Source organism: Luteimonas endophytica (genome assembly GCF_029887875.1).
In the GTDB taxonomy this organism is placed as follows: Bacteria; Pseudomonadota; Gammaproteobacteria; order Xanthomonadales; family Xanthomonadaceae; genus Luteimonas; species Luteimonas endophytica.
Map to the genome: position 1 here is coordinate 333,740 of NZ_JARXRM010000045.1, position 26,248 is coordinate 359,987.

Here is a 26,248-nt window from a genome sequence, read left to right on the forward strand (position 1 = left end):
TCAGCCTCCGGGGCGGTTCTGGAAGGTTCGGGTGGTGGGCGGCTGACCCTCGATCTGGTAGCTGACGTCGAATCGCGTCGGCCGCAGGCTGTCGCCGCCGTAGACCGGGTCGATTCTAACCTGCACATCGAGGTCCGCCTTCAGCGCCTCGGCCCAGGCGTTTTCCATCCGCTTCCAGGCGCCCATGTTGAGGTTGCCGTTCTGCGGCACCAGGTTCATCTGCTCGCCGGGGCCGTCGAAGATCGACGCGATCAGGTGCCCGCCCTGGTCGTCGGGCAGGCGGTCCTCGCGGCCCGAGACCTGCTGTTGATAGGTGTTCCGGGGGCCGTCGCCCAGCTGCAGGTTGCCCTCCACCCGCACCACCCGGCCGCCGGCGTCGGTGTGGTAGAGATAGCCGGTGTCGGTGCGGTACAGCGCATCGGGCTCGAGACGGTCGGCGTTGATGGATGCGTTCCAGCCGCCGGTGGCGCCGGGCTTCGCGTCGATCACGGTCCGGCCGGTGACCGGGTCGACGTGGCGCGCGCCGTCGACGAACTCCGGGAAGCGCCCGGCGCCCCCGAGGAATTCGTCCAGCCTGCGCTGCATCGACTCCACGGTCTCGCGTGCAGAGGCGGGCAGGGAGTCGAGCGGCACGTTGTCCAGGGCACCGTCGATCCGCTGCAGCAGCGGTCGCACCTGCTGGGCGAAGCCTGGATCGTTGCGCGCGATCGCGATCGCGTTGTCGATGGTGCCGGCCAGGCGCGGCAGCTTGCCGAGCTTGCCGAGGTCGCCCAGGTACGGGATCACTCCGAGCGCGGACAGGCCGGCGTCGAGCCAGTTGCCCCTGCCGATCGAAATCCCGGTGTTGGTCAGGTCGGCAAACGGGGTCGGCTCGAAGATGCCGACGATGTCCAGCGCGGTCTGTCCCAGGTCGAGCAGCAGCGCGGCGCGGTCCCCGGAGGGCGGTGTGCCGTCGGCCTGGGCCGCGGCCAGGCGGGCGCGGTCTGCCTCGACGCCCCGTTGCGCCGGCGGCGCCTCGGCCAGCGCTTCATCCAAAGCCTGCAGCGCGGCGCGGCCATCCTCGCCCCCGGCCATCGCCGCAAGGGCGGTGTCGTCGAGGCCGCCGAGCAGGTCGCTCGCCAGCTGCGGGCGCGCCGCGGCACTGGCCTGGTCGAGCTGCTGGCGGATCTGCGAGGCCGTGGCGGCGCCGACCACCTCCGGCGGCGGCAAGGGGCTGCTGGGGACATCGACGCGCAGGGGATCGACCATGGCGGCATTCCGGCGGGGGACGCCGGCAAGTGTGGCCGGGCACCGTGCGGCCGGAAATCCGGGGCCGACCCTAGGGCCCCTTCCGGTGCGCTTGGCGGGATGCCGTCAGCCGGCAAGCCGCTGCCGTACCTCGAGCAGCCACGCCTGCCAGTTGCCGCCCTCGCGGGTCGGATCGTATTCGCAGCCGAGTGCGCGCAGCTGTGCGGCCAGCGCCAGTCCGTCGAGATCGCGGGCGAGCAGGCGGTCGAGTTCGTCGCGGGTGCGGGCCACGGTCTCGTCGCTCTCCCCGTCGCGGTAGTAGTCGACCACCGCGTCGGCGGTGGCGTGCTCCTGCGCCCAGTCCTGGTGGAAATAGGCGGCGAAGAAGTTCTCGAGGGCGGGGAAATCGTTCATCGGCAGCGGGCGCTCATCGGGGGCGGGCGCCGCTCGGGCGCGTGCGCTCAGGGAGCGGAAGGATACCCGGTGACGATCCTATAGCCGATGTCCAGCCGGTCGGAGCGCTCCAGCACCAGCCGCACCGAGAACACGTCGACCGCCTCGCTGGCGCCGCGGGCCACCGAAATCCCGGTGCTGGCGTCGAAGCGGGCGTCGACCACCAGGCGGTTGCCGCCGGCGCCGTCGCGCCAGGCCTCGATGCGATCCTGGTGCTCGTCCAGGGTCTGGGCCACGAAGTGCTCGGCCTCGGGCAGGTCGCGGAAGCTGGAGGCGGCGCTGATGTTCTCGTTGCGCACGCGCTCTAGCAACGACTGCTCGGTCTTGCCGACATGGCGTTCGATCAGATGGCCCCCGGCGTCCTCGTGGGCCTGCAGGCCGCCGCCGGGCACTTCGCTTCCCGGCAGTGGCGATTGGGCCGGGCCCAGGTGGTCGTCGAGCCGCGCCAACGTAGCGTCCAGCGCCTCCCGTTCCACCGCGCTCAGCGCTTCGGTCGGCAGTTGCCCGAGCGCCTCGCGGATCCGCCCCAGCAGCGGATCCAGCTCTTCGGCGAACAGGGGCGCCTGCGATGCCAGGTCGATGGCGTCGCCGGTCTGCGCGAGGAAATCGCCCAGGCCGCCACGGGCGACGATGTCTTCGAGTTCGCGCTGCAGGTCGCCCTCCGCGACCAGCTGCAGCGGCGACGGGGTCGCGCCGATGCATGGCGGCGGCGCTGCGGCGGGGAGGGCATGGAACGCGGTCGGGCTGGCGGCGTCCAAGGGCGGGTTCTCCAAGAGTGCAGGCAGGCCGCAGGGTAGGCATGCGCGCCGGCGCGGAACAGCTGGTGGCGTCCCTAGGTCGCCGCGTCGCGATGCGACTACCGGGTACCTGTTGTTCAGCGCACGTATCGGATCATGTACGGTTTCCGGCGCTTCACCGAGCTACGCGATGTCCGAGTTTCCGGATCCACCCGAGCCCGCGCCCGCGGATCGCGCGCGCGTCGGCGAGGGGCTGGTGTGTTTTTCCGTCCGCGAGATCACCATGCCCGGCGCGCGCCGGCCCCGGCGCGTGGCGCCGAAGGCCCTGGCGGTGCTGCGGGTACTCGCCGAGCAGCCGGGGCGGGTGGTGAGCCGCGCCGAACTGCTCGACAGGGTCTGGCCCGGGACCCTCCCCACGGACGACGTGCTCACCCAGGCGGTGACCCAGTTGCGCAAGGCCTTCGCCGCCGACGCTGGCGAGGCCGGCCGGAGCTACATCGAGACCATCGCCAAGAGCGGCTACCGGCTGGTGGCCGATGTCGAATGGCTGCGGGAGAGCGCGCCGATAGCCGCCGCGCCTCCGCCGGACCCTGCCGGGGACGGCAAGACCCGGGAGCCGATGCCGGACACGCCGCCGCTACCGGTGGTGGTGGCCGCCGCCCGTCGGCGGCCGCGCGTGCCAATGGCGGGCATGTTCGCCGTGATCGGCGCCGCTCTGGTGCTGATCCTGGCGGCGACGCTGGTTCTGCTGCCCGACGGGGTGCCGGCCCATGCCGCTGCGCCATTTCCGACGGTGCCCGGCACCGCCCCGGATCTGCCGTACCGGCTGATCACTTCGAGGCCGGGCTTCGAGCTGGCACCGACCTTGTCGCCGGACGCCTCGATGGTGGCCTACACCGCCACCCGGCCGGACCGTCCCGGCACGGTGGTGCTGGTGCAGACCACCAGCAGTGCGGTGCCGCGGCTGCTGAGCGACCCCGGCCCCGATGCCTACGACGGCTTGCCGACCTGGTCGCCCGATGGTCGCGAGGTCGCGTTCGCGCGCACCTGGCGCGATGGACGCTGCGCGGTGCTCGTGGTGGCCGCCAGCGGCTCCGGATCGCCCCGGGAGGCGGCGCGATGCGATGGGATCGATCTGCTGAGCTTCAGCTGGACCCCGGACGGTGGCGGGCTGGTGTTCGGCAGCAACGGCGAGTCGGACGCCCCGGGGATCCGCCTGCTGGACCTCGCGTCCGGCACCTGGAGCCGGCTCCGCTACCCGGTCGCGCCCGACGACTTCGACTATGCGCCACGCTATTCGCCCGACGGCGCCTGGATCGGATTCATCCGCAACCCGCAACTCGGCGACCTCTGGCGGGTCCCCGCCGCGGGTGGCCAGCCGCAGCGGCTGACCTCGCTGGGCGCCGAGCTGCGCGGCTGGAACTGGCTGCCGGACGGCCGCGCCATCGTGTTCTCCCAGCGCGTGGACAGCCAGGCGCGGCTCTACCGGCTCGATCTGGACAGCGGTGCGGTCAGCGATCTCGGGCTCGACGACGCGCAGGGGCCGGCGGTGGCCGCGCGCGTTCCGGCGCTGGCGTTCGTGCATCGGCGGGCGCGTTTCGCCATCCACCGGATCGACCCGGTGGCGTTGCCGGACGGCCCGGTGTTCCGCGAGCGGCTGTTCGAGTCCAGCGGCCGCGATACCCAGCCCATGGTCTCGCCCGACGGTCGGCAACTGGTGTTCACCTCGGACCGGTCCGGCAGGTTCGAGCTTTGGCATGCGGAGCTGTCCCGCCCAGAATCGCTCCGGCCGATCCTGGGGCTGCGGCCGGATACGCGCCAGCCTGCGGCGTGGTCCGCCGACAGCACGACCCTGCTGGTGGCCGGGCGCGACCGTGCCGGCGCGCCGGCGATCTTCGAGGTCGAGCCGGCGACGGGCCGTGCGGTTCGGCTGCCGGTGCCGGCGGAACACCCGTTGCAGGCACTCTATGTCGCCGACCCGGCGCATCTGCTTGTCGCCACCGAGGGCGGCAGCGGGCACACGCGGCTGGTTCTGTTCGACCGCGGCACGATGCCGTGGCGGGAGCTGCAGGCGGTGGAGGGGGTCTCGCAGGCGCGCTTCGATCCGGCGCGCGGGCGGGTGCTGTTCTCCAGCCTGGCGGGCAACGGGCTGTGGGAAGCCGCGCCCGACCTGGCGCCACGCAGCATCCGCCAGATCGGGGCCGGCGTCCCGACGCGCGCGCGCTACCGGACCTGGGCGGTGACCGGCGACGGCGGCATCGACTACCTCGATCACACCTACGGCTGCCGATCGCGGTTGATGCGCCAGGCCGGCGACGGCTCGCGGAAGGCCAGCTGCCTGGATACGGACCGGCTCGCCAGCACCAACGGCTTCAGCACCGACCCGCGCACCGGTGCGGTCTATGTGTCGCTGGGCGTGGAGGACGGCAGCGACATCGCCTTCATGAGGCTCCAGGAAGCTCCCGATCCGATCCTCTCCAGGTTCGCCAACTGGCTGTATTCATTGGGTAAATCAGTTTCGTAGCGGCGTCGTCGCGGCTTCGCGACGAATTCGCCGAAACTTCGGCGCAAGTTCCGGACTCGCATTCTCGATGCGGGCAAATCCATCGGTCAGTTCCGGTCAACCGATGGATTCGATCATGCACAGCACGTTCTGGGCCGACCGCGGCCAGCTGATTTCGCTCACCCCCGAGGCGGGTGCCTCGTCGGCTCCCACCAGGCGCATCGGGCTCTCCAGCCTGGGCGGCGCGAGGGCGCCCGCGGGCAGCCTGTCGATCTGGATCCAGCTGCGCGGCGGCGGCTGGGTCGAATCGCGGGAGGGCCGGTTCTGGCTCGGTACCGGGGAGTGGATGGCATTCGAGCGTGAATCCGCACCGTCGCTGCAGATGGATGCGAGGGGGCTGTGCATCGGCCTGGACATCGCCGAGGGCACGCTCGCGGGCCTGGAGCGGCTGGCCGACAGCACCCTGTACGCCGGCCGCGGCCGCCTGTCGCGGCGCGATGCGCGCGTCGCGCTGCGACTGTGGCGGGCCGCGGGCGATGCAGGCGGGGAGGCGGTGCGACCGCTCCTGCTGCACATGGTGGCCCTGCAACGCGAGCTCGCGGCCGCCGTGCGTCGCTGCCCCGGCCGCTCGCGCAGCCGCAAGCGCCAGGTGTTCGGGCGCATGCAGCGCGCGCGGCTCTATCTGGAAGGCAACAGCGACCGCGTGGTCCGCATCGGCGAGCTCGCCGATCTCACCAACTTTTCGAGCTGGTACTTCTCCAAGGCGTTCCAGAGCCTCTACGACGAGAGCCCCCAGGCGCTTTCCGCCCGGCTGCGGCTGGAACGCGCCGCCCGGTTGCTGCGCGATACCGGCATGATGATCGGAGAGGTCGCCGCCGCGAGCGGTTTCGACAACTGCTGCAGTTTCGCGCGCGCGTTCCGGGCGCGTTTCGGGATGCCTGCGACCCGCTATCGGGAGCAAGTGCAGGCGGGCCGTATCGCGCCGCCGCCCTCGCGCCATGGCGGTCGGATCGCCTCCTGATGCAGGCGCGGACCGGCAGACTCGGCAAAGCCTTCGGGCCCGCGCCGCAAAGCAGCGGTGCCCGCACCTACGTAACGTGCCCGATGCGTCTTAACGCATCACTAACGTTGCACATTCTGGAGAGAGAATTGATGAAACTTCGCATTCCCGCGATGCGGCGGGGCCTGTTGCCTGCCGCCATCGTGACGGCGCTTTCACCGGCGATCGCTGCGGCCCAGGAACAGGCCTCCGACGCGACCACGCTGGATCGCATCGAGGTCACCGGTTCGCGCATCCGCCAGGCGAGCATCGAAACCGCCCAGCCGGTGCTGATGATCGGGCGCGAGGAAATCGAGAAGCAGGGCTTCACCACCGTCGCCGACATCCTGCAGAACCTGACTTCCGCCGGCAGCCCGGCGATCAGCCGCGGCGACGTGCTCGCTTCCGGCGAGAACGTCGGCGGCTACTACGTCGACCTGCGCAACCTGGGCGCCTCGCGCACCCTGATCCTGGTCAACGGCAAGCGCCTGGGCGCAAATACCACCGGCCTGCAGGATCTCGGCCAGATCCCGTCCTCCGCCATCGAGCGCATCGACGTCCTCAAGGACGGCGCGTCCTCGATCTACGGTTCCGACGCGATCGCCGGCGTGGTCAACATCATCACCCGCACCCGTTTCGACGGCGCCGAGGCCAATGCCTACTTCGGCCAATACGACGACGGCGGCGGCGACATCCAGACCTTCGATTTCACCGTCGGCAGCACCAGCGATCGCGGCGGCGTCAGCCTGAGCATCGACTACGGCAAGGAAGAGCCGCTGTGGGCGCGCGACATGTGGTACGCCCGCGACGGATCGCGCGGTCCCGACTTCCCCGGCGCGGGGTGGAGCCCGGTTTCGCAGAATGGTTCCTTCTTCGACCCGGTGAGCGAGGAGTGGCTGACCCTCACGCCGGGCGCCGATCCGACCGATCCGGACAGCTACACCCCGCTGACGCCCGACCAGTACGCCAACTCCAACGAACAGATGATGGCGCGGACCGGCATCGAGCGCCGCTCGATCTACGTCGCCGGCGAGTTCGACCTGACCGACGACATCCGCTTCGTCAGCGACGCGCTCTACAACAGCCGCACCACCACCCAGCAGGTGGCCGGCTACCCCTACCAGTCGGGCTCCTTCGAGACTCCGCTCAGCGGCGACAGCGCGTTCAACCCGTATCCGGGGACCGACCTCGAGTTCCGCCGCCGCCTGTGGGAGCGGCCGCGCATTACCGAGAACGAGCTCAAGACCTACCGCGTCACGGCCGGCCTGCAGGGCGCGTTCGAGATCGGCGAGCGTTTCTGGGACTGGGACGTCGGCGGCTCCTGGAACCGCAACGAGATGCTGAAGAACGGTCGTGGCGACGCCTCGCTCGTGGCGGCCAGGGCCGCGCTCGGTCCGTCCTTCATCAACGAGGACGGCGTGGCGCAGTGCGGCACCGTGGACGATCCGATCGCGCTGGGCACCAACTACGGCGCCGACGAATGCACCCCGTGGAACCCGCTGCAGCCCTATGGCGCGAACGGGCCCAACGGTCTGGAGGATCCCAATGTCCAGGCGTTCCTGTTCCCCGAGTACCACGACACCGGCCTGACCGAGTCGACGATCTACACCGCCAACCTCTCCGGCACGCTGTTCACGCTCCCGGCCGGCGATCTCGGCGTCGCCGTCGGCTACGAGCACCGCAAGGAGGAAGGCCGCTTCGTCCCCGACGCCTTCAACCAGGCGGCCCTCAGCACCGGCCTGCCCGCCACCACCACGGCGGGCCAGTACTCGCTCGACGAAATGTACCTGGAGCTCAACGTGCCGCTGCTGTCCGGCGTGGCCGGAGCCGAGGAGCTCTCGCTCAGCCTGGCGACCCGCTATTCGGACTACGACACCTTCGGCGACACGCTCAACAACAAGTTCGGGCTGACCTGGCGCCCGACCGGCGACCTGCTGGTCCGCGGCACCTGGGCCGAGGGCTTCCGCGCCCCGTCGATCGACAACCTGTACGGCGGCGTCGGCGGCTCGTTCGAGCGCTACGTGGACCCGTGCGGCAACGGCCCCGGCAACGTGGCGGGCAACGCCGCCTGCACCGCCGCCGGCGTCTCCCCGGACTACGTGCAGCTGGGCCAGGGCCTGGACCCTTGCGACAGCTTCCCGTGCCAGACCCCGTACCAGTTCCTGACCGGCTCCAATCCCAATTTGACGCCGGAGATGGCCACTTCGAAGACCGCGGGCATCGTCTACAGCCCGCAGTGGGTCGAGGGCCTGGACCTGAGCCTGGACTGGTACTCGGTCGAGATCGAGAACCTGATCGCCGAGGATTCGGTCGACGACATCCTCACCGACTGCTACGTGCGGGGCGTCGAATCGCGCTGCGCCGGGATCGAGAGAGACCCCGAAACCGGCGTGATCACCATGCTGAACTTCGGCCTGACCAACAAGGGCCGGCTGGAGACCGAAGGCTACGATCTCGGTGTTCGCTACCGCCTGCCCGAGACCGCGTACGGCAACTTCGCGATCGACTGGCAGACCACCTACGTCAGCAAGCACGAACTGACCGCGGACAACAACCCGGACACGGTTCCGGCGCCGAGCAACTCGTTCGCCGGCTACTTCCGCACCCGTTCGAATCTGACGCTGGACTGGCAGATGGGCGATTTCGGGGCCTCCTGGACCGCCCGCTACTACTCGGGCATGAAGGAGAGCTGCGTGGTGACCGACTCGTTCGACGAGAACTACTGCGACCAGCCCGACTACGCGGCGCCCGACGTACCCGAGGGCCTGCCCCTGCGGACGGTGGGCAGCAACGTGTTCCACGATGCCCAGGTGCGCTGGAGCGCCCCCTGGGATGCCACCGTGTCGCTCGGCGCGAACAACGTCACCGACCATCGCGGTCCGCTGATGTTCACCTCGCCGAACAACCAGTTCGCGTACTACGGCGGCTTCGACGTGGGCCGTTTCGTCTACATGAAGTACCAGCAGCGCTTCTGATCCCCGGATCGGCGGCAACGCAAAAAGGGCGGGCCATTCGGCCCGCCCTTTTTTCTTGCCCACGCCGAGGGGCGTTGCGTGTCCATCCGTGGCGCCCCCGGCGGGAGCGACGGAAGTCGCGACGAGCGCGATGCGCGCTCAGGCGGGGGCTTCGGCCGCCTGGCTGGCGAGCGCATCGGCGTGGTCGCGCCAGCTGCCGAAGCGGTCGATCACGCCGACCCGGCGCAGATAGTCCTCGTCGACCGGATCGCCGCTTGCCAGGGACATCGCCACGTGTACCGCGCCGGTGACCCAGAAGCTGCGCACGCTCGAGCGCGCGGGACGGCGATGGAACGCCACCGCCTCGATGATCGGCATCGGCAGGCCCCACAGGCCCAGCAGGTAGGCGCCGGCCTCGGCGTGGCCCGGAGCGTTGGCCTCGCCTTCGCCGGTGTGTTCGTTGCGCACGCCCGGCAGCAGCAGGCCGATGTCCGCCAGCAGCGCCGCGGTGGCGCCCAGCTCGGCGCTCGATTCGGGCAGCATGCGGCGGGCCAGGCGCGAGGCGAGCAGGGCGCGCTGCTGCAGGGTGGAGCGATCGACGCCGCCGGCCGGGGCCATCGAGAACACCTCGCTGGCCAGCACCAGGTCGCGCAGCGTGGATACGCCCAGCCGGGTGACCGCGGCGCGCAGGTCGGTGATCGCGCGGCCGCTGGAAAAGTACGCGGAGTTGCACAGCTGCAGTACCTTGGCCGCGATCGCCGGATCGCCGGCGATCAACTGCGCGATCTCCGTCGAGCCGGTGTCCTCGTTCTCCTCGAGAGCGTGCATCAGCCCGAGGTACACGTGCGGTGGGGAGGGCAGGTGCTCGACCCGGCCGATGATCGCGTGCAGGCGGGGATCGTGGAGCAGTTCGCGCAGCTCCTCCAGGCAACCGACGGCTTCGAGCAGCATCTCCGGGCCCAGCGGCAGCGGCAGGAACCGGTGCGCCAGCGAGATGATCCGCGGCGGCGGCGTTTGGCCGGAGGCGATCAGGGCGATGCGCGAGGTCTCGGGGCGCAGCGTGCGGATCTGCCCGAGCAGCGTCGCTGCCGGCATGTCCGGCAGGGTCGGCGCCACCACCACGACGTCAAGCGGGCCGGCGGCGGCCGCCTCGGAGGCGGCGCTGCCGTCGGCCACCGTGACGACCTGCCAGTCGCCGTCCATCTCCGAAACCAGCTCGATCAGCCCGGGCGGGAAGCTGGCGTCGTCGCCAACGAAGAGAATATGCAAGTTGGTATCCCCTGGTGCCGGCGGCGCAGGCGCGCGCCGGGCGTGTCGCTCCGGCAAATGTAACCAATCCGCCGCATCGGGTCATCGGTGCGGGGGGTGGAACTGTGATCGCCGTCCAAAGGCGCCGCGGCACTCAGCCCTGGCGGTGGCGCTCGATGGCCTCGTTCAGGATGCGCCGGGCCTCGGCCGCGTCGCCCCAGCCATCCAGCTTCACCCACTTGCCCTTCTCCAGATCCTTGTAGTGCTCGAAGAAGTGCCCGATACGCTCGAGCCAGTGCGCCGACACCTTGTCCAGGTCGTCGACGTGGGCGTAGCCGGCGAACACCTTCTCCACCGGCACCGCGAGCAGTTTCTCGTCGCTGCCCGCCTCGTCGGACATCCGCAGCACCCCGACCGGGCGGCAGCGGATCACCGAGCCGGGGATCAGCGGCAGCGGCAGGATCACCATCACGTCGGCCGGGTCGCCGTCGCCGCACATCGTGCCGGGGATGTAGCCGTAATTGCACGGATAGCGCATCGGAGTGGACAGCACCCGATCCACGAAGATCGCGCCGCTGGCCTTGTCGACCTCGTACTTGACCGGCTCGGCGTCCTTGGGGATCTCGATGACGACGTTGATCTCGTGCGGCGGATTGCTGCCGGTGGCGACATTGTCCAGGCCCATGCGGGTACGGCTCCAGCGGGTGGGCGCGCCAGGGCGCGCCGCAGGTGAGAGATGGCGCCATTCTACGCCACTCGTGCTGCGTCGCAGCACGGGCGGAGACGGCGCCCTGCCGCCGGTAGGGGGCGCCCGGGCTCGGGTACGCCCTAGCTTGGCGGGGTCCGTACCTTTGCGTATCTATACGTCACCGTACTGTTACCGCACAGGTCCCGCCCATGTCCATGAGCCTCGATTCCGCCACCAGCCCCACCGCGTCGCAGCCGGCCCAGACCTACTGGGACAACGCCGCGCACAACGAGGAGCGGTTCGCCGAGGCGCCGCTTGCCAGCGATCGGATCGATGCGGTCGATTCCCGCGACAGTGCCACGGACGGCGCCGTCACCATCAACGGCAGCGACGCCGGTTCGCGCCTGGCCGACCGCCAGACGCCCGATGGCAAGACCATCCGCAACGCCGAGCTGCACCAGGGCGAGCAGGCCACCGTGACCCGCGAGCAGACCATCGCCCCGGCCGGGTTCGGGCAGACCTACGTCAGCAGCGACCAGGTGGTGTTCACCACCGGCGAGGGCGACGACAACGTGCAGATCAGCCAGCGCGACGACGGCACCCTGGACATCGACGTCAACGGCGAGGTCTACGAGGTCCGCCTGACCGAGCAGCAGGAGCTGACCCTGCGCACCGGCGGCGGCAACGACGTCATCGAGGCCGCGGCCAACGTCTCGGTCAACATGGTGGTCGAGGGCGGCGACGGCGACGACCGGGTCGTCAGCGGCAACGGCGACGATCGCATCGACGGCGGCACCGGCGCCGACACGGTCGAGAGCCTGGGCGGCCGCAACGACATCTTCGGCGGCGCCGGCAACGACACGATCCAGGGGGGCAGCGGCATCAACGTGGTCTATGGCGGCGACGGGGACGACGTGCTGCGCGGCGGCGGCCAGGACGGTTACCTCGAGGGCGGCGCCGGCAACGACGAGATCCACGCCGGGGCCGGCGACGACATCATCTCCGGCGGCCTGGGCGACGACGTGATCCATTCGGGTACCGGCAACAACGCGATCTACGCCGGCCAGGGCAGCGACACGGTGCAGGGCGCCCGTTCGGACGACACCGTCTACGCCCAGGCCAGCGACCTGATCAACGCCGCCACCGGCGCCACCCCGACCGTGGTCAACGTGGTGATCGACGCCGACGTCGGCAACCGCGGCATCACCGTGACCGGCTCCGACGCCTTCCGCCAGCGCGTCGAGGCCGACATGGAGTTCCTCCGCTCCTCGCCGAACGGGCAGCGGATGCTCGCCGAGTTCGATGCCGCCGCCGAGGCCAAGGGCAACACCGTGACCATCAAGGAGCTGGCCAACGAGCAGAACGGCTACGCCCAGACCTTCAGCCGTGACGCCGACATCGTCAACGGCCGGCCGGGCGCCGGTGGCGACGTCGACATCAGCTACAACCCCTCATTCCACATGGACGCCTTCCCGGCGCCGGTAGTGGTGCTCTACCACGAGATGTCGCACGCCTATAACGGCGTCAACGGCACCTTCCAGCCCGGCACCTACCAGGGGGAGGGCCCGGACTCCGGACGGGTGCCCAATGCCGAGCGCCAGGCGGTAGGCCTTGAGACCTCCGCCACCCCATACGACTTCGACGGCGACCCCGCCACCCCGGCCACCACCCACAATCCGATCGAGCTGACCGAGAACGGCCTGCGCCGCGAACTTGGGCTGCCGGACCGCCCCAGCTACGCGCTCTGAGCGCGCGCTGAGCGCTGAGGGCCGATCGCCACAGCCAGGGGAACCACGGGCGGCCCGCGTTCAGCGCGGGCCGCCCGCCTTCCTTTAAGCTCCGGCGACGGCCAACACCAAGGATAGATGCCGCATGCAACCGCGATCCCTGCCGACCCTTCAGCGCCTGGCCTGCGCACTGCTGCTCGCGGCCCCGCTCGCGGCCTGCGCGCAGGGCGGCCGCCAAGTGCATCCGATCCCTTCCGCAGAGGCCCCCATGGCAAGTTCCGACAACAGCACCACCGTCGAGGGCGATGGCGCGCGGCTCGAGGCCGATTTCGCGTACGACCCGCGCCAGCAGGCGCTGCGGGTCCGCTACCGGCTGCACAACACCGGCGATGCGGCGCTGGCGGTATTCGATCGCGGCAACCGCCACGCCGTCCTCACCGGCCGCCAACAGCCAGGCGCGGTGAGCGACCCGGTGTTCCGCGAGGATGGCGCCGACGTCACCCTGAGCCACATCGCGCTGCCGCTGCCAAGTCCCAGCCCGACGGTGCCGCCGACGCCGCTGGCGGTGCGACTGCCGGCCGGCGCCGAGCTGGAGGGCGAGTTCACGTTCGCCCCACCCACCGCCGAACCGGCACGGCGCATGCGCTGGTGCCTGGGCGTTGCGGATTTCGAGGAGTCCGAATTCACCGCGCCGGAGGACGTCGGCGGGGTCGAGGTCTGGCAGGCGTCGTTCGCGCACGTCGAGCGCCAGCAGCTGTTGTGCACGCCCTGGTTCGACGTTGCCGCCGGAACGTTCGAAGCCGAGCGTTGAGCCGCCCGCGCGACTCGCGCCACGCTCTCCTGCCCGGTCGCCCCCCCGGCCCGTCCCCGGACCGCTCCCCGACCCCCGATCTTCGAGGACATTCCGCGACCGTAGCGCCCTCTCCCCAGGCGGGAGAGGGCGCTACGCGATGCGACGAGGCTTCAGGCTTACAGCAGCGGCACCAGCAGCAGCGCGACGATGTTGATGATCTTGATCAACGGGTTGATCGCCGGGCCCGCGGTGTCCTTGTAGGGGTCGCCGACGGTGTCGCCGGTGACCGCGGCCTTGTGCGCCTCCGATCCCTTGCCGCCGAAATTGCCGTCCTCGATGTACTTCTTGGCGTTGTCCCAGGCGCCGCCGCCGGTGGTCATCGAGATGGCCACGAACAGGCCGGTCACGATGGTGCCGATCAGCAGGCCGCCCAGCGCCTGCGGACCCAGCAGCAGGCCGACCACGATCGGCACCGCCACCGGCAGCAGCGACGGCACGATCATTTCCTTGATCGCCGACTTGGTCAGCATGTCGACCGCGCGCGAGTAGTCCGGCTTGCCGGTACCTTCCATGATCCCCGGGATCTCGCGGAACTGGCGCCGCACTTCCTCGACCACCGAGCCCGCGGCCCGGCCGACGGCCTCCATCGCCATCGCTCCGAACAGGTACGGGATCAGACCGCCGATCAGCAGGCCGATGATCACCATGTGGTTGGACAGGTCGAAGCTCAGCGCGACATAGGGAATGCCGGTTTCCAGTGCGCGGGCGGTGCCGGCGGTGTCGAGCGCATGGGTGTAGTCGGCGAACAGCACCAGCGCGGCCAGCGCCGCCGAACCGATCGCATAGCCCTTGGTCACCGCCTTGGTGGTGTTGCCGACCGCGTCCAGCGGGTCGGTGATGTCGCGCACCTCCGGCGGCAGTTCGGCCATTTCGGCGATGCCGCCGGCGTTGTCGGTGATCGGGCCATAGGCGTCGAGCGCCACGATCATTCCGGCCATCGACAGCATCGCGGTGGCGGCGATGGCGATGCCGTACAGGCCGCCCAGCGCGAAGCAGGCCCAGATCGCGACGCAGACCGCGATCACCGGCAGCGCGGTGGACTTCATCGAGATGCCCAGGCCGGCGATGATGTTGGTGCCGTGGCCGGTGGTGGACGCCGCGGCGACGTGCTGCACCGGCTTGTACTGGGTGCCGGTGTAGTACTCGGTGATCCAGACGATGGCGCCGGTCAGCACCAGGCCGATCAGCGCGCAGACGTAGAGGTTCATCGCGCCGTAGCTGTTGTCGGCCATCAGCTCGGCGGTGATCGGGTAGTACAGGATCGCGGCGATCACGCCCGAGACGATCACGCCCTTGTACAGCGCGCCCATGATCGACCCGCCCGGCTTCACCTTGACGAAGAGCGCGCCGATGATCGAGGCGATGATCGAGGCGCCGCCCAGCACCAGCGGGTACAGCGGACCGTTGCTGCCGACCTCGGTGACCATCAGGTAGCCGAGCAGCATGGTGGCGATCACGGTGACCGCGTAGGTCTCGAACAGGTCGGCGGCCATCCCGGCGCAGTCGCCGACGTTGTCGCCGACGTTGTCGGCGATCACCGCCGGGTTGCGCGGGTCGTCCTCGGGGATGCCGGCCTCGACCTTGCCGACCAGGTCGGCGCCGACGTCGGCGCCCTTGGTGAAGATGCCGCCGCCCAGCCGCGCGAAGATCGAAATCAGCGAGGAACCGAAGGCCAGGCCGACCAGCGCATGCAGCGCGTCGGCGCCGGACATGCCCATGGCGTTGAGCACGACCCAGTAGCCGGCCACGCCGAGCAGGCCGAGGCCGACGACCAGCATGCCGGTGATGGCGCCGCCGCGGAAGGCCACGTCCATCGCCGGGCCGATGCCGCCGCGCGCGGCCTCGGCGGTGCGTACGTTGGCGCGGACCGAGACGTTCATGCCGATATAGCCGGCGGCGCCGGAGAGCACCGCGCCGAGCAGGAAGCCGATCGCGGTGGCCCAGCTGAGAAACACGCCCACCAGCAGGAACAGCACCGCGCCGGCGATCGAGATCGTCATGTACTGGCGGTTGAGGTAGGCGCGCGCGCCTTCCTGGATCGCGCCGGCGATTTCCTGCATGCGCGCGTTGCCGGCAGGTTGCCGGTTGATCCAGCGCGCGGAGATCGCGCCATAGAGAATCGCGACGGCCGCGCACGCGAGCGCCAGCCACAAACCGTATTGCTCCAGCATGAAACCCCTCCCAGAGTGAATGCCAAGACGAACAGGTGGTGCGGTGAGGATCCCCCTGCGCCCGCAATCGACCGGTCGTGTCGGAGCCGCGACGGCAAGCCGTTTGCGTGAGCCCGCCGACTATGGCACACGGCCGCGGGCAGGCCAAACGCGATTCCGCGCCTTCCAGGATCCTCTCTTCCGTGGCGCCCGATTCAGCCGGCGCGTGTCAGGCTGCTGCGCTGCATCCATGGAGCCCCGCCATGCGCCGCATCCTCGCCGCCCTCCTCGTTTTCCTGCCGGCCGCGCCTGCCGCCGTGTCCGCCGCCGCCCAGGCGCCCGAGATCGAGCGCGAGACCGCGCCGCCGCAGGCGGTCGGCGCAGCGCACACGCTGCGCCAGATTCCGGAAGCCTGCGCGCGCATCGAAGGCGTGTTCACCGGGCAGGCCGATCCGCCCTACCGGTTCACGGTCATGCAGACCAGCCCCGGCTGCCGGCCGCGCGCCCGGCTCGTGGATGCCGACAAGGTCCGGCCCGACCCGGCCGACGGCTGGGTGCTCAACGACGTGGTGCGGATTCCCGGCGCGGCCTGTCCCTCGCAGATCGCGGTGGCGCGGATCTGGCGCCGGCCGGCGGAGGGCACGCTGCAGACCGATGCCCAGGGGCGCGCCCGGATCTACCTGGACGAGGCGCGCGCGCAGGCCGAGTCCGGCGATGCCCCCCAGCCGGAACTGTATGCCGCGCAGCTGCGGGTCGAGGGCGAACCCTGCGACTGAGGCCGCCGCCGGATTGCCGCCTTCGGTCATACTAGGGGCTCAGGCCCGGCCCGGTACCGGCCGGCCGGTCTCCCGTTAGCCACGCCGTCGGCGGGCGTTCTGCGCCGGCCGCATGACCGATGTCGAGCGCAGCCTACCGCTTCCATGATTACGTCCTCGATTGCCGCGCGCGCGAACTGCGCCATCGCGGCGGGGCGGTGGCGATGCCGGCGCGGGTGTTCGAGTGCCTGCAGTACCTGATCGAGCACCAGGACCGGGCGGTGGGGCGCGACGAACTGGCGCTGGCGATCTTCGCGCGCGACAACGTTTCCGACGCCCAGCTGAGCCAGATCGTGCTGCGCGCGCGGCGCGCCGTGGGCGACGACGGGCAGGAGCAGCGGCTGATCCGCACCGTGCCGCGGTACGGGTTCCGCTGGGTGGCGCCGGTGGAGGCGTCCGCGGTCCTGGCCGAGGCGCCGGCGGCTGAGGACGGCGCCGCGCCCGATGCGACGCCGGCGCCCGATCCGACACCGGCCGGGGCACTGCCGGTTCCCGCCCTTGCGCCGCCGGGGCAGCGCCGCATCCTGGCCGCGCTGGCCGTGCTGGCGCTGCTGCTCACCGCGGGCGCGTGGTGGGCGCTGCTGCAGCGCGACCGCCCTGTCGCGTCCGAGCGCAGCGCCGCCGCCGCCGCTCCGGCCGGGGCCGTGATCGTGCTGCCGACCGAGGTGTCGGGGCCGCAGGCGGCGGCCTGGGCGCGGCTCGGACTGATGGACTTCATCGGCGACAGGCTGCGCCGCAACGGCCTGCCGGTGGCGTCGAGCGAAAGCGTTCTCTCGCTGCTGCACGGCCAGCAGCGAGAGGCGGTGCTGGCGCAGCTGCGGCGCGCGGCGGGCAGCGGCTGGATCATCGGCAGCACGGCGCGGCACCGCGCGCGCGGCTGGCGGGTGGAGCTGGCCGCCGAGGGCGCGGCGGGTACGGCGCGGCACGCCATCGGCGAGCATGCCGACCTGGTGCAGGCGGCCGACCAGGCCAGCGGCCGTCTGCTCGCCGCGCTCGGCCGCAGCGACAGCGGTGCCGGCATCGACCTCAGCCTGGCCGAGCGCCTGCAGCGCGCGCAGGCGGCGATGCTGAGCAACGAGCTCGAGACCGCGCGCAGGATCCTGCAGGAGGCGCCCGAGCTGCAGCGTTCGGAACCGCAGTTGCGGCTGCGCCTGGTGCAGGTGGACTTCCGCGCCGGCAAGCATGCCGAGGGCCTGGCCGAGATCGACAGGCTGCTGCGCACCCCGCTGGCGCGCAGCGACCCGATGTTCCGCGCCCGCGCGCTGCTGGTGCGCGGCGGCATCTGCGTGCGGCTCGACCGCTACGCGGAGGGCGAGCGCGCCTACTCGGCGGCGATCGCGCTGCTCGATCCCGAGGCGCAGGCCCCGCTGCTGGGCGGCGCGCTCAACGGCCGCGGCGTGACCCGCTCGGCCCTGGGCGACTTCTCCGGCGCGCTGCAGGACCTCGGCCGGGCGCGGATCCTGCTGGCGCGCAGCGGCGATCTGCTGTCGGTGGCGCGGGTGGACGCCAACCTCGGCCATCTCGAGGAACAGCGCGGGCGGCCGGCGCAGTCGGTCGAGTACCTGGGCAAGGCGGCGGCGGAATTCCGCCGCTTCGGCGCCATCCAGGAGCTGGTGTCGATGCACGCCGCGTTGGCGGTGACGCATCTGCGGCTGCTGCAGCCCGAGCAGGCGCGTGCCAGCATCGAGCGGGCCTGGGCGCTGCGCGATCAGGTCACCGACGTGACCCAGGCGACCAACATCGCGCTCGGGCTGGCCGAGGTGATGATCCGCGAGGGCCGCTTCGAGCAGGCCCACGCACTGCTCGACCGCCACGGCGACGGCCCGGTGCTGCCCGGCGATCTGCATCGCGCCGACGCCCTGCGCGCCGAGCTCGCCCTGCGCAGCGGCGATGCGGCGCGGGCCGTGGCGATCGTCGACCAGGCGCTGCGCGGCTGGTCGGAGGACGCCTGGGCCTCGCGGCTGCAGCGGATGCAGTGGCTGCGGCAGCAGGCCGCACTGCAGGCCGACCAGCCGCTGCGGCAAGACTTGGTCGACAGCGGCGAGGATCCCGTCACCGGTCACCTGCTGGCGGCGATCGTCGCCCGCGCCGATGGGCGCCATGCCGACGCCGAGGCCGGCTACCGGGCCGCGGTGGCGCGCGCCGAGCAGCAGGGCATTCCCGGCAGCATCGCCCAGGCGGTGCTCGCCTATGCTCCCTGGCTGATCGAGCGCGGCGAACTGGCGGAGGCCACGGCGCTGGTGGGGCGGATCGCGCCCTGGGCGCGCCGCGATTTCGATCTCGCCCTGCTGCAGCTCCGGCTGTTCCATGCCCTGGGCCAGGCCGAATCCTGGGAGCAGGCGCTGCAGGACGCGCGGCGCCTGGCCGGGGAGCGCCCGATCCCCGGCCCGCTGCAGCGTCCTCCCGCGGCGCGCGGCTGAGCCGCGCCGCATCCGCGGCGTCGCCGTCCGGGCCGAAGGCGGTCGCGCGACGGCTTTCGCCATCCCCCCGCCGGGTCGCCACCGGCTCGATAACTGGTTGATACGCAAAGGGAAAACCTCGGCGTAAGACGGTTGTCATGGAGTTGGAATGGCCTGCGCGCCGGCTCGCCGCGAAGCATCGGGGACCGCCGCGGACCGCCCCCGAGGGCCGCGGCGCCCGGGCGGGGAGCCAGCCGGCGGAGCAGCGCCGGCGCGGCCTCACCTCCCGGCCCTGTCCCCTGGAGGAGATCCGAATGAAGCACAGCACACTGGCGCTCGCCATCGCCGCCCTGATCGCCGCCGCGCCCGCGCTGGCGACCGATTCGCCGCCGGCAACCGGCAACGGCGAGGACGGCGAAGCCGCCGGGGCCGCGCCGGCCGCCGCCGAGGGGGATCGCTATTTCAAGGCCGACGGTGCCGGCGACGGCAGCGACGATGCGCTTGCCGAAGGCGGCGGCGCCCTGGCCGCCGGCAGCGGCAGCGCCGCGCTGGCCGGCGACGCGACCGCGGTCGGCGCAGGGGCCCAGGCCTGGGGCCGCGAGAGCAGCGCCTACGGTGCCTGGAGCTGGGCCGATGCGGATCACGCCACCGCGATCGGCGCCGGCAGTTCCGCCTTCGGCACCGGCACCACCGCGGTCGGGGTGGGCGCGTTCGCCTCGGGCACCTCCGCCACGGCGACCGGCTATGGCAGTTCCGCCGGCGGCGAGTATGCCGCCGCCTACGGCCCGGGCAGCCAGGCGAGCGGCCGCAGCGGGACCGCCATCGGCGGCCAGATGCTGGTCCACGATGCCATGACCGGCGAGGACCAGCTCTGGGGAACGGTGGCCTCGGGCCAGGAGAGCACCGCGATCGGCACCGCGGCGCGCGCCACCCGCTATGCCGCCACCGCCATCGGCGCGATGGCCGAGGCCGGCGGCGAACAGTCGGTCGCGGTCGGCCACGGGGCGCTCGTGCTGGGCAACTGGAGCACGGCGATCGGGCCCGGCGCGATGGTCCTGTCCGACAGCAGCATCGCCATTGGTTCGAGCGCCGCGGCCTTCGCCGACCGCAGCGTGGCCCTGGGCGGCGAGGCCGGGGGCGAGTCCAGCACCGCGATCGGCCAGTTCAGCGCCGCCTACGGCGCGTTCGCGTCCTCGTTGGGGCGCGCTGCGCGGGCCTGGGGCGAAGGCGCCACCGCGCTGGGCTCTGGCGCGATCGCCGACGCCGCCGATGCCGTGGCCCTCGGCGCGGGATCGCATGCCGACCGTGCCGGCACCGTATCGGTCGGGCGGGCGCAGCCGGGCATCGACGGCCACGGCAACGCGCTGCCCGCGTTCCAGCGCCAGATCGCCAACGTTGCCGCGGGCACCCAGGAGCACGATGCGGTGAACCTCGGCCAGCTGCGCGAGGCCACCGCGAGCGCCCGCTTCTTCGAGGCCGGCGGTGGCGCCGACAACGACCAGCCCGCGCTGGCGCAGGGGGATTTCGCCACCGCCGGCGGATCCGGCGCCTACGCCGCCGAACTCGGCAGCTCGGCGTTCGGCAGCGGCGCCTTCGCCTACGGCGTGCAGGGCACCGCGATCGGCTTCAACAGCGTGGCCTTCGCCGACCACGCCACCGCCATTGGCGGCAGCGCCGAAGCCGGCGGCGCCAGCGCCACCGCGGTGGGCGGGCCGCTGGACGTGCGCTATACCGATCCGGAAACACTCGAGGAGGTCGTGCTCGAGGGCGTGACCACCGCCAACGGCGCCGCCGCCAGCGCGTTCGGCGCCGGGGCTCTGGGCGACCGCGCTGGGATCGCGCGCCAGCGCCGAAGGCGCCAGCGCGGTCGCGCTCGGCGAATCGGCGCGCGCCAGTGGCGTCGAGAGCACCGCCGTCGGCGGCAGCCGGCCGGGCGGCGCGATCCTCGGCCACGTCCCGACCGCGGCCACCGGCGATCACGCCTCCGCCTTCGGCGCGGCCGCGCAGGCCACCGGCGACTACGCCTCGGCACTGGGCTGGGACTCGTTCGCCACCGAGGCCTTCGCCACCGCGGTGGGCGGCTCGGCCTTCGCCAACGCCACCTGGTCCACCGCGCTCGGCGGCTCCTCGTTCGCCGCCGGCCGCGGCGCCACGGCGCTGGGCTTCTACGCCTTCGCGCTCGAGGAGGGCAGCGTGGCGCTCGGCGCCGGATCGGTCGGCGATCGCGCCAACGCGGTGTCGGTGGGCGCCGGTGCGAACATCGACGGCTTCCCCGAAACGCGCCAGATCACCCATGTGGCCGCCGGGACCGAGGGTAACGACGCGGTGAACCTCGACCAGCTCGAGGCCGCGACCGAGGACACCCGCTATCTCGCCGCCAGCGGCGGCCCCGGCAACGACCAGGAGGCGGCGGTGGAAGGCGACTACGCCACCGCTGCGGGTTCGGCCGCCTATGCGGCCGGACTCGGCGCCTCGGCGTTCGGCAGCGGCGCGTTCGCGCTCGGCGACTACGCCACCGCCGGTGGGTTCAACAGCCTCGCCTCCGGGCAGTGGAGCAGCAGCTACGGCGTCGGCAGCCAGGCCACCGGCGACAGCGCCGTCGCTGTGGGCGGACAGATGGTGGTGATCAACGGCGAGACCTGGGAAGAGGAGATCTGGTCCACCGAGGCCTCGGGGCAGGAAAGCACCGCGATCGGCACCGCGGCCCGCGCCACCGACTACGGCGCGACCGCGCTGGGGGTGGTGTCCGAGGCGAGCGGCAGCAGCGCCACCGCCATCGGCCAGGCCAGCACCGCGCGCGGCGACCACAGCGTCGCGGTCGGCGGGCAGGCGCGCGCCTACGAGGTCTTCGCCACCGCGGTGGGCAGCCGGGCGCAGGCGCGCGGTCCGCGCAGCACCGCGCTGGGCGTCGGCGCCATTGCCGAGGGCGACGGCAGCCTGGCCCTCGGTGGCAACGCCGCGGTCGGGGGCCTTCAGGCCGTGGCGTTGGGCTGGAACAGCATCGTCTTTCCGGAGACCGCCACCGGGATGGCACTGGGCCCGCACGCGCAGGTCGCCATCGGCGCCGACAATGCGGTGGCGCTCGGCAGCTATTCGTTCGCGGACCGGCCCAATTCGGTCTCGGTCGGCACCCCCGCACGCATCCACCACGGCGTGATCCCGGTCGAGGTCGAGGCGATCGACCGCCAGATCACCCACGTCGCCGCCGGCACCGAGGCCACCGACGCGGTGAACCTGTCGCAGCTGGAGCGGGCGACCGCGCACAGCCGCTATTTCGAGGCCACCGGCGACGCCGACAACGACCAGCCGGCCACCGCCGACGGCGAGTTCGCCACCGCCGCCGGCTCCGGCGCCTACGCCGGCGAGCTCGGCGCATCGGCATTCGGCAGCGGCGCGTTCGCGTTCGAGAGGCACGCCACCGCGGGAGGATTCAACAGCACCGCCTCGGCCGCCTACGCCAGCGCCTACGGCGCCGGCAGCGAGGCGACCGCGGACTCGGCGACCGCGATCGGCGGGCACCTGTACGTGATGAACGGCGAGACCTGGGAAATGGAGGAATTCGCCACCATCGCCTCGGGCCGCGAGAGCACCGCCATCGGCGCCGGCGCGCGCGCGCTGGAATACGCCTCCACGGCGGTGGGTGCCGGCGCCTATGCCGGCGGCGAGATGGCGGTCGCGGTGGGCGGCAGCGCCCGCGCGGACCGCAGCACCGCGGTCGGGGTGATGGCGGTGGCGGCGGGCGAGTTCGCCACCGCGTACGGCGAGGGATCGACCGCGGCGGCGGTGCGTACGCTCGCGGTCGGCAGCGGCAGCGGGGCGTACGGGGAGAGTTCGACCGCCCTCGGCCAGGTGGCGCGCGCCTACGGCGACGAGAGCGTGGCCCTGGGTTTCCGCAGCCAGGCCGACGGCGGGTCCAGCCTGGCGCTCGGCGTCGACGCCTGGGCGATGGGCGCCAACAGCGTCGCGCTCGGCCGCGGCGCGATCGCCGATCGCGAGAACACGGTGTCGGTCGGCAGCGCCGGCGCCGAACGGCAGATCGTCAATGTCGCCGCCGGCACCCGGGGCACCGATGCGGTCAACCTGGACCAGCTGACCGCGGTGGCCGACGAGATCGGCGAGATCTCCGCGAACGCCGTCGTCTACGACGACGCCGGCCGCGGCCGCGTCACCCTGGCGGGTGCGCGGGGCACCACACTGGCCAATGTGGCCGCCGGTGCGGTCCGGGCATCGAGCCGCGAAGCGGTCAACGGCGCCCAGCTCTACCGGGCGATGGACTCGGTGGCCACCGCGTTCGGCGGCGGCACCGTGGTCGACGCCGGCGGCCGGCTGATCGGCTCGGTGTTCTCCGTGCAGGGCAGCTACTACGGCAACGTCGGCGATGCGCTCGGCGCGCTCGACGCGGCGCTGACCGGGCTGGACGGCCGCGTCGGCCGGCTCGAGCGGGGTGGCGGAAACGGTGGGGCCGGTGGCGGCGCCGGCGGTGGCACGGGTGGTGGCGCTCCGGCCGGCAGCGGCAAGGGGCTGGCGGTCGGCGCCGGCAGCGTGGCCGCGGACGACGACGACACCGCGATCGGCGCCGGAGCGGTGGTCGAGGCGCAAGGCGGCACAGCGGTCGGGGCCGGCGCGTCGATCGCCGCCGGCGCCGCGGATGCGGTGGCGGTGGGGTCGGGGGCCGTGGTCGAGGCCGCCTCCGGCACGGCGCTCGGGCAGGGCGCGCGCGCGACCGCCGAGGGTTCGGTGGCGCTGGGCCAGGGGTCGGTCGCGGACCAGGCCAACACGGTTTCGGTGGGCAGCGCCGACAACCGTCGCCGCGTCACCAATGTGGCCGCCGGCGTCGACGACCACGATGCCGCCAACGTGGCCCAGGTCGAAGCCGGCGATGCCCGCACCCTGGACGCCGCGAAGTCCTACACCGACCAGCAGTTCGCGGCCTGGGAGGACAGCTTCACCTCGCTGCGCGGGGAGCTCGACGAGCGCCTGCGGCACCAGGACCGCCGCATCGATCGCATGGGTGCGATGAGCGGCGCCTACGCGGGCATGGCGTTGAACACCGCCGGCCTGGCCGGGCGCAACCGGGTCGGCGTCGGCTTCGGCGCACAGGGCGGCGAGGAGGCGATGGCGGTCGGGTACCAGCGCGCCATCGGCGACCGCGCCAGCATCTCGATCGGGGGCGCCTTCGCCGACGGCGAGAACAGCGTGACCGCCGGCGCGGGCTTCAGCTGGTGAATCGGGCCCCGCGGCGGTGCCGCGGGGCGACCTTCCACGCCGGTGCGCAGCGCCGCCGGCCGAGCATTCGGAGTCGCAGATGTCCTGTCGTCGCATTCCCTCCATCCCCGTTCTGGCCGCGGCCATGGCCCTGGGCGCAAGCGCGATGGCCGCTGCCGATGCGCGCGCGGTCGGCGGGGCGCCCACCGCGCAGGATCCTTCCGCACGCATCGCCGACCTGGCCACGGCGGGGATCGCGCGGCGCCATGCGCGCTTCGTGGTGCGCTATCGCGACGGCAGCGCCGAGGCCGGCGACGCCCGTGCGGCGCAGCGTGGCGTGGACTCGGCGCTGGCGCGCAGCGGCCTGGCGCTGCCCGGCAAGGCCGGCGGGCTGCGCATCGCGCCGTTGCGCAGGACCGCGACCGGGGCGCACGTGCTGCGTGCCTCGCGTGGGCTCGACCCGGTGGAAGCCGGACGCTTCCTCGCCCAGCTGCGCGCCGACCCGGCGGTCGAGCGGGCCGTCGTGGACCGGCTGCTGGCGCATGCCGGCCTCGCGGTGGAAGCAGCGGCCGCGCCGTCCCCCGACGACCCCGACTTCGCCGAGCTGCAATGGCACCTGCACGGCTACGCCGGCGGCGTCCACGCGACCGAGGCCTGGCACCGCGCAGACGGCGCCGGGATCACGGTGGCGGTGCTCGACACCGGCATCACCCGGCACCCGGATCTGGACGCCAACATGCTCGAGGGCTACGACTTCATCACCGATCCGGTGCTCTCGCGCCGCGACGGCGCCGAGCGCGTACCCGGAGGCTGGGACCTCGGCACCTGGAACGACGACCCGGCCTTGTGCGAGCTGTCGTACAGCTCCTGGCACGGCACCCACGTCGCCGGAACCGTGGCGCAGGCGACCGGCAACGGCATCGGCCTGGCCGGGACCGCGCCGCGGGCGAAGGTGCTGCCGATGCGGGTGCTGGGCCGCTGCGGGTTCGGCTACGACTCCGACATCGCCGATGCCATCGTCTGGGCCTCGGGCGACAGCGTGGCCGGGGTGCCGGACAACCCGGATCCGGCCGAGGTGATCAATCTCAGCCTCGCCGGGCTGCACCCCTGCGAACCCGGCTCGGAGATGCAACTGGCGATCGACGCGGCAGTCGCCAACGGCAGCGCCGTGGTGGTCGCCGCCGGCAATTCCGCGTGGCGCCAGGACGTGGCCGGGGTCACCCCGGCCGGCTGCGCCAACGTGATCGCGGTGGGTGCCACCAACCCCGAGGGAGATATCGCCTACTACAGCAACGTCGGCGCCGGAATCGACCTGTCCGCCCCGGGCGGCGACATCGTCTACGACGTCTTCAGCTTCGTCTGGCAGGCGTCGCACGACAGCCTCGAGGGACCGGTCGAGGGCGGCGCCAGCTACGCCGGGATGATGGGCACCTCGATGGCGGCGCCGCACGTGGCCGGCGTTGCCGCGCTGGTCCAGAGCGTGGCCGCGACGCCGCTGACGCCGGCGCAGCTGGAGGACCTGCTGGTGGCGACCGCGCGGCCGTTCCCGTACCCGGTGCGGATCCCCCCGTCGTGGCCGATCGGGGTGGGCATCGTCGACGCCGGCGCCGCGGTGTCGGCGGTGCTCGATCCGCCATGCGTGCCGGCGGAACCGTGCGCGCGCCCGCTGTTGCCGATGCCGGTGTTCGACCGGCAGCCGGCCGCCGGCCTTGAGGCCACGGCGGGAGACGCGCTGCTGTTCGCGCTGGAGGTGCCGGCCGGCACTCGCGCGCTGAGCCTGGCCACCCACGGCGGCACCGGCGATGCCGATCTGCTGGTGTCCTTCGGCGCCCCGCCGGACGCCGACACCGCCCGACTGCGCAGCCGCCGGCCCGGCACCAACGCCGAGACTCTGCGGGTGATGCGGCCGCGCGCCGGCACCTGGTTCATCCGCGTGCAGGCGGCGCAGAGCTACCGCGGGGTCACCCTGGACGTGCGCCACTGAGGCTTTCCCGGCCGTCCGCCACCAGTCCCCCAGCCTTTGGGGGCCGGTGGCGGGCGGTTCTTTTTTGCGGTCAGCCATCCCTGGCAGCTCGCCGGCCTGTCCGCGAAGGACCCACGGGAGCCGGCAGGGCATCGCGCATGTCGCGACTTCCGTCGCTCAGCGATGGGCAGCCGCAGACGGAGAGTGTTTCCCTTCGCGGGGAGGGGAGGTGGACACCGCCCGGAACCCCGGGGTCATGCGACATGCGCACCGGCTCCGGTATAAGG

15 protein-coding genes and 2 pseudogenes are annotated in these 26,248 nt (G+C 72.4%); 11 read left to right on the plus strand and 6 right to left on the minus strand.

What is annotated here, in order from left to right; genetic code table 11:
- The 3 genes from QFW77_RS17390 to QFW77_RS17400 form a co-directional block, all read right to left on the minus strand.
- Positions 1-1,248: a DNA/RNA non-specific endonuclease gene (locus QFW77_RS17390; RefSeq protein ID WP_280576077.1), complete on the minus strand. Its 1,248-nt coding sequence runs from the start codon at positions 1,246-1,248 to the stop codon at positions 1-3.
- 105 nt (positions 1,249-1,353) lie between these two features.
- A complete protein-coding gene (locus tag QFW77_RS17395) occupies positions 1,354-1,641 on the minus strand; it encodes a contact-dependent growth inhibition system immunity protein (RefSeq protein WP_280576078.1) in 288 nt (95 codons plus the stop codon).
- Between the two features lie 47 nt (positions 1,642-1,688).
- Entirely contained in the window at positions 1,689-2,438 is a 750-nt protein-coding gene (locus QFW77_RS17400) for an RNase A-like domain-containing protein (protein ID WP_280576079.1), read from the minus strand.
- A 169-nt stretch (positions 2,439-2,607) separates the two neighbouring features.
- On the opposite strand from QFW77_RS17400, the gene QFW77_RS17405 reads away from it, so the two are divergent.
- The 3 genes from QFW77_RS17405 to QFW77_RS17415 all read left to right on the plus strand — a co-directional run bounded on the left by QFW77_RS17405 (position 2,608) and on the right by QFW77_RS17415 (position 8,934).
- Positions 2,608-4,941 carry a winged helix-turn-helix domain-containing protein gene (locus QFW77_RS17405; protein ID WP_280576081.1) on the plus strand — a complete coding sequence of 778 codons (2,334 nt, stop codon included), beginning with the start codon at positions 2,608-2,610 and terminating at the stop codon, positions 4,939-4,941.
- A gap of 115 nt (positions 4,942-5,056) precedes the next feature.
- On the plus strand, positions 5,057-5,941 hold the full coding sequence (locus QFW77_RS17410) for a helix-turn-helix transcriptional regulator (RefSeq protein ID WP_331487971.1): 885 nt from the start codon (positions 5,057-5,059) through the stop codon (positions 5,939-5,941).
- A gap of 131 nt (positions 5,942-6,072) precedes the next feature.
- A complete protein-coding gene (locus tag QFW77_RS17415; protein ID WP_280576082.1) occupies positions 6,073-8,934 on the plus strand; it encodes a TonB-dependent receptor plug domain-containing protein in 2,862 nt (953 codons plus the stop codon).
- Between the two features lie 138 nt (positions 8,935-9,072).
- On the opposite strand, the gene QFW77_RS17420 is transcribed toward QFW77_RS17415, so the two are convergent.
- Positions 9,073-10,182, minus strand: coding sequence for an HDOD domain-containing protein (locus QFW77_RS17420; RefSeq protein WP_280576083.1), 1,110 nt, complete (start codon positions 10,180-10,182; stop codon positions 9,073-9,075).
- Between the two features lie 133 nt (positions 10,183-10,315).
- Complete coding sequence (gene ppa / locus QFW77_RS17425; RefSeq protein WP_280576084.1) at positions 10,316-10,846, minus strand: inorganic diphosphatase; 531 nt, start codon at positions 10,844-10,846, stop codon at positions 10,316-10,318.
- A 218-nt stretch (positions 10,847-11,064) separates the two neighbouring features.
- On the opposite strand from ppa, the gene QFW77_RS17430 reads away from it, so the two are divergent.
- Together QFW77_RS17430 and QFW77_RS17435 are read left to right on the plus strand one after the other, a co-directional pair.
- Entirely contained in the window at positions 11,065-12,597 is a 1,533-nt protein-coding gene (locus tag QFW77_RS17430; RefSeq protein ID WP_280576085.1) for a M91 family zinc metallopeptidase, read from the plus strand.
- 247 nt (positions 12,598-12,844) lie between these two features.
- Positions 12,845-13,387, plus strand: a complete 543-nt coding sequence (locus QFW77_RS17435; protein ID WP_280576086.1) for a hypothetical protein — start codon at positions 12,845-12,847, stop codon at positions 13,385-13,387.
- Between the two features lie 158 nt (positions 13,388-13,545).
- Here the strand turns inward: QFW77_RS17435 and QFW77_RS17440 are convergent, their stop codons facing one another.
- Positions 13,546-15,600 carry a sodium-translocating pyrophosphatase gene (locus QFW77_RS17440; RefSeq protein WP_280576087.1) on the minus strand — a complete coding sequence of 685 codons (2,055 nt, stop codon included), beginning with the start codon at positions 15,598-15,600 and terminating at the stop codon, positions 13,546-13,548.
- Between the two features lie 242 nt (positions 15,601-15,842).
- Between QFW77_RS17440 and QFW77_RS17445 the strand changes: the two genes are divergently transcribed.
- The 6 genes and pseudogenes from QFW77_RS17445 to QFW77_RS17465 all read left to right on the plus strand — a co-directional run bounded on the left by QFW77_RS17445 (position 15,843) and on the right by QFW77_RS17465 (position 25,982).
- Positions 15,843-16,355 carry a hypothetical protein gene (locus QFW77_RS17445; RefSeq protein WP_280576088.1) on the plus strand — a complete coding sequence of 171 codons (513 nt, stop codon included), beginning with the start codon at positions 15,843-15,845 and terminating at the stop codon, positions 16,353-16,355.
- 119 nt (positions 16,356-16,474) lie between these two features.
- On the plus strand, positions 16,475-18,814 hold the full coding sequence (locus QFW77_RS17450; protein WP_280576089.1) for a winged helix-turn-helix domain-containing protein: 2,340 nt from the start codon (positions 16,475-16,477) through the stop codon (positions 18,812-18,814).
- 293 nt (positions 18,815-19,107) lie between these two features.
- Positions 19,108-20,457: pseudogene (locus QFW77_RS19045) on the plus strand (hypothetical protein); the annotation flags it as partial.
- Between the two features lie 166 nt (positions 20,458-20,623).
- Positions 20,624-20,803 (plus strand): annotated as a pseudogene (locus tag QFW77_RS19180) (hypothetical protein); the annotation flags it as partial.
- 63 nt (positions 20,804-20,866) lie between these two features.
- Positions 20,867-24,019, plus strand: coding sequence for a YadA-like family protein (locus QFW77_RS17460; RefSeq protein ID WP_280576090.1), 3,153 nt, complete (start codon positions 20,867-20,869; stop codon positions 24,017-24,019).
- 124 nt (positions 24,020-24,143) lie between these two features.
- On the plus strand, positions 24,144-25,982 hold the full coding sequence (locus QFW77_RS17465; RefSeq protein ID WP_280576091.1) for a S8 family peptidase: 1,839 nt from the start codon (positions 24,144-24,146) through the stop codon (positions 25,980-25,982).
- Positions 25,983-26,248: the final 266 nt, after the last annotated feature.

What these genes read in the sequence shown, in the direction of transcription:
- QFW77_RS17390 (WP_280576077.1), bottom strand. Translation starts at nt 1,248, where the DNA reads ATGGTCGATCCCCTGCGCGTCGATGTCCCCAGCAGCCCCTTGCCGCCG.
- QFW77_RS17395 (WP_280576078.1), bottom strand. Translation starts at nt 1,641, where the DNA reads ATGAACGATTTCCCCGCCCTCGAGAACTTCTTCGCCGCCTATTTCCAC.
- QFW77_RS17405 (WP_280576081.1), top strand. Translation starts at nt 2,608, where the DNA reads ATGTCCGAGTTTCCGGATCCACCCGAGCCCGCGCCCGCGGATCGCGCG.
- QFW77_RS17410 (WP_331487971.1), top strand. Translation starts at nt 5,057, where the DNA reads ATGCACAGCACGTTCTGGGCCGACCGCGGCCAGCTGATTTCGCTCACC.
- QFW77_RS17415 (WP_280576082.1), top strand. Translation starts at nt 6,073, where the DNA reads ATGAAACTTCGCATTCCCGCGATGCGGCGGGGCCTGTTGCCTGCCGCC.
- ppa (WP_280576084.1), bottom strand. Translation starts at nt 10,846, where the DNA reads ATGGGCCTGGACAATGTCGCCACCGGCAGCAATCCGCCGCACGAGATC.
- QFW77_RS17430 (WP_280576085.1), top strand. Translation starts at nt 11,065, where the DNA reads ATGAGCCTCGATTCCGCCACCAGCCCCACCGCGTCGCAGCCGGCCCAG.
- QFW77_RS17435 (WP_280576086.1), top strand. Translation starts at nt 12,845, where the DNA reads ATGGCAAGTTCCGACAACAGCACCACCGTCGAGGGCGATGGCGCGCGG.
- QFW77_RS17440 (WP_280576087.1), bottom strand. Translation starts at nt 15,600, where the DNA reads ATGCTGGAGCAATACGGTTTGTGGCTGGCGCTCGCGTGCGCGGCCGTC.
- QFW77_RS17445 (WP_280576088.1), top strand. Translation starts at nt 15,843, where the DNA reads ATGCGCCGCATCCTCGCCGCCCTCCTCGTTTTCCTGCCGGCCGCGCCT.
- QFW77_RS17450 (WP_280576089.1), top strand. Translation starts at nt 16,475, where the DNA reads ATGTCGAGCGCAGCCTACCGCTTCCATGATTACGTCCTCGATTGCCGC.
- QFW77_RS17465 (WP_280576091.1), top strand. Translation starts at nt 24,144, where the DNA reads ATGGCCCTGGGCGCAAGCGCGATGGCCGCTGCCGATGCGCGCGCGGTC.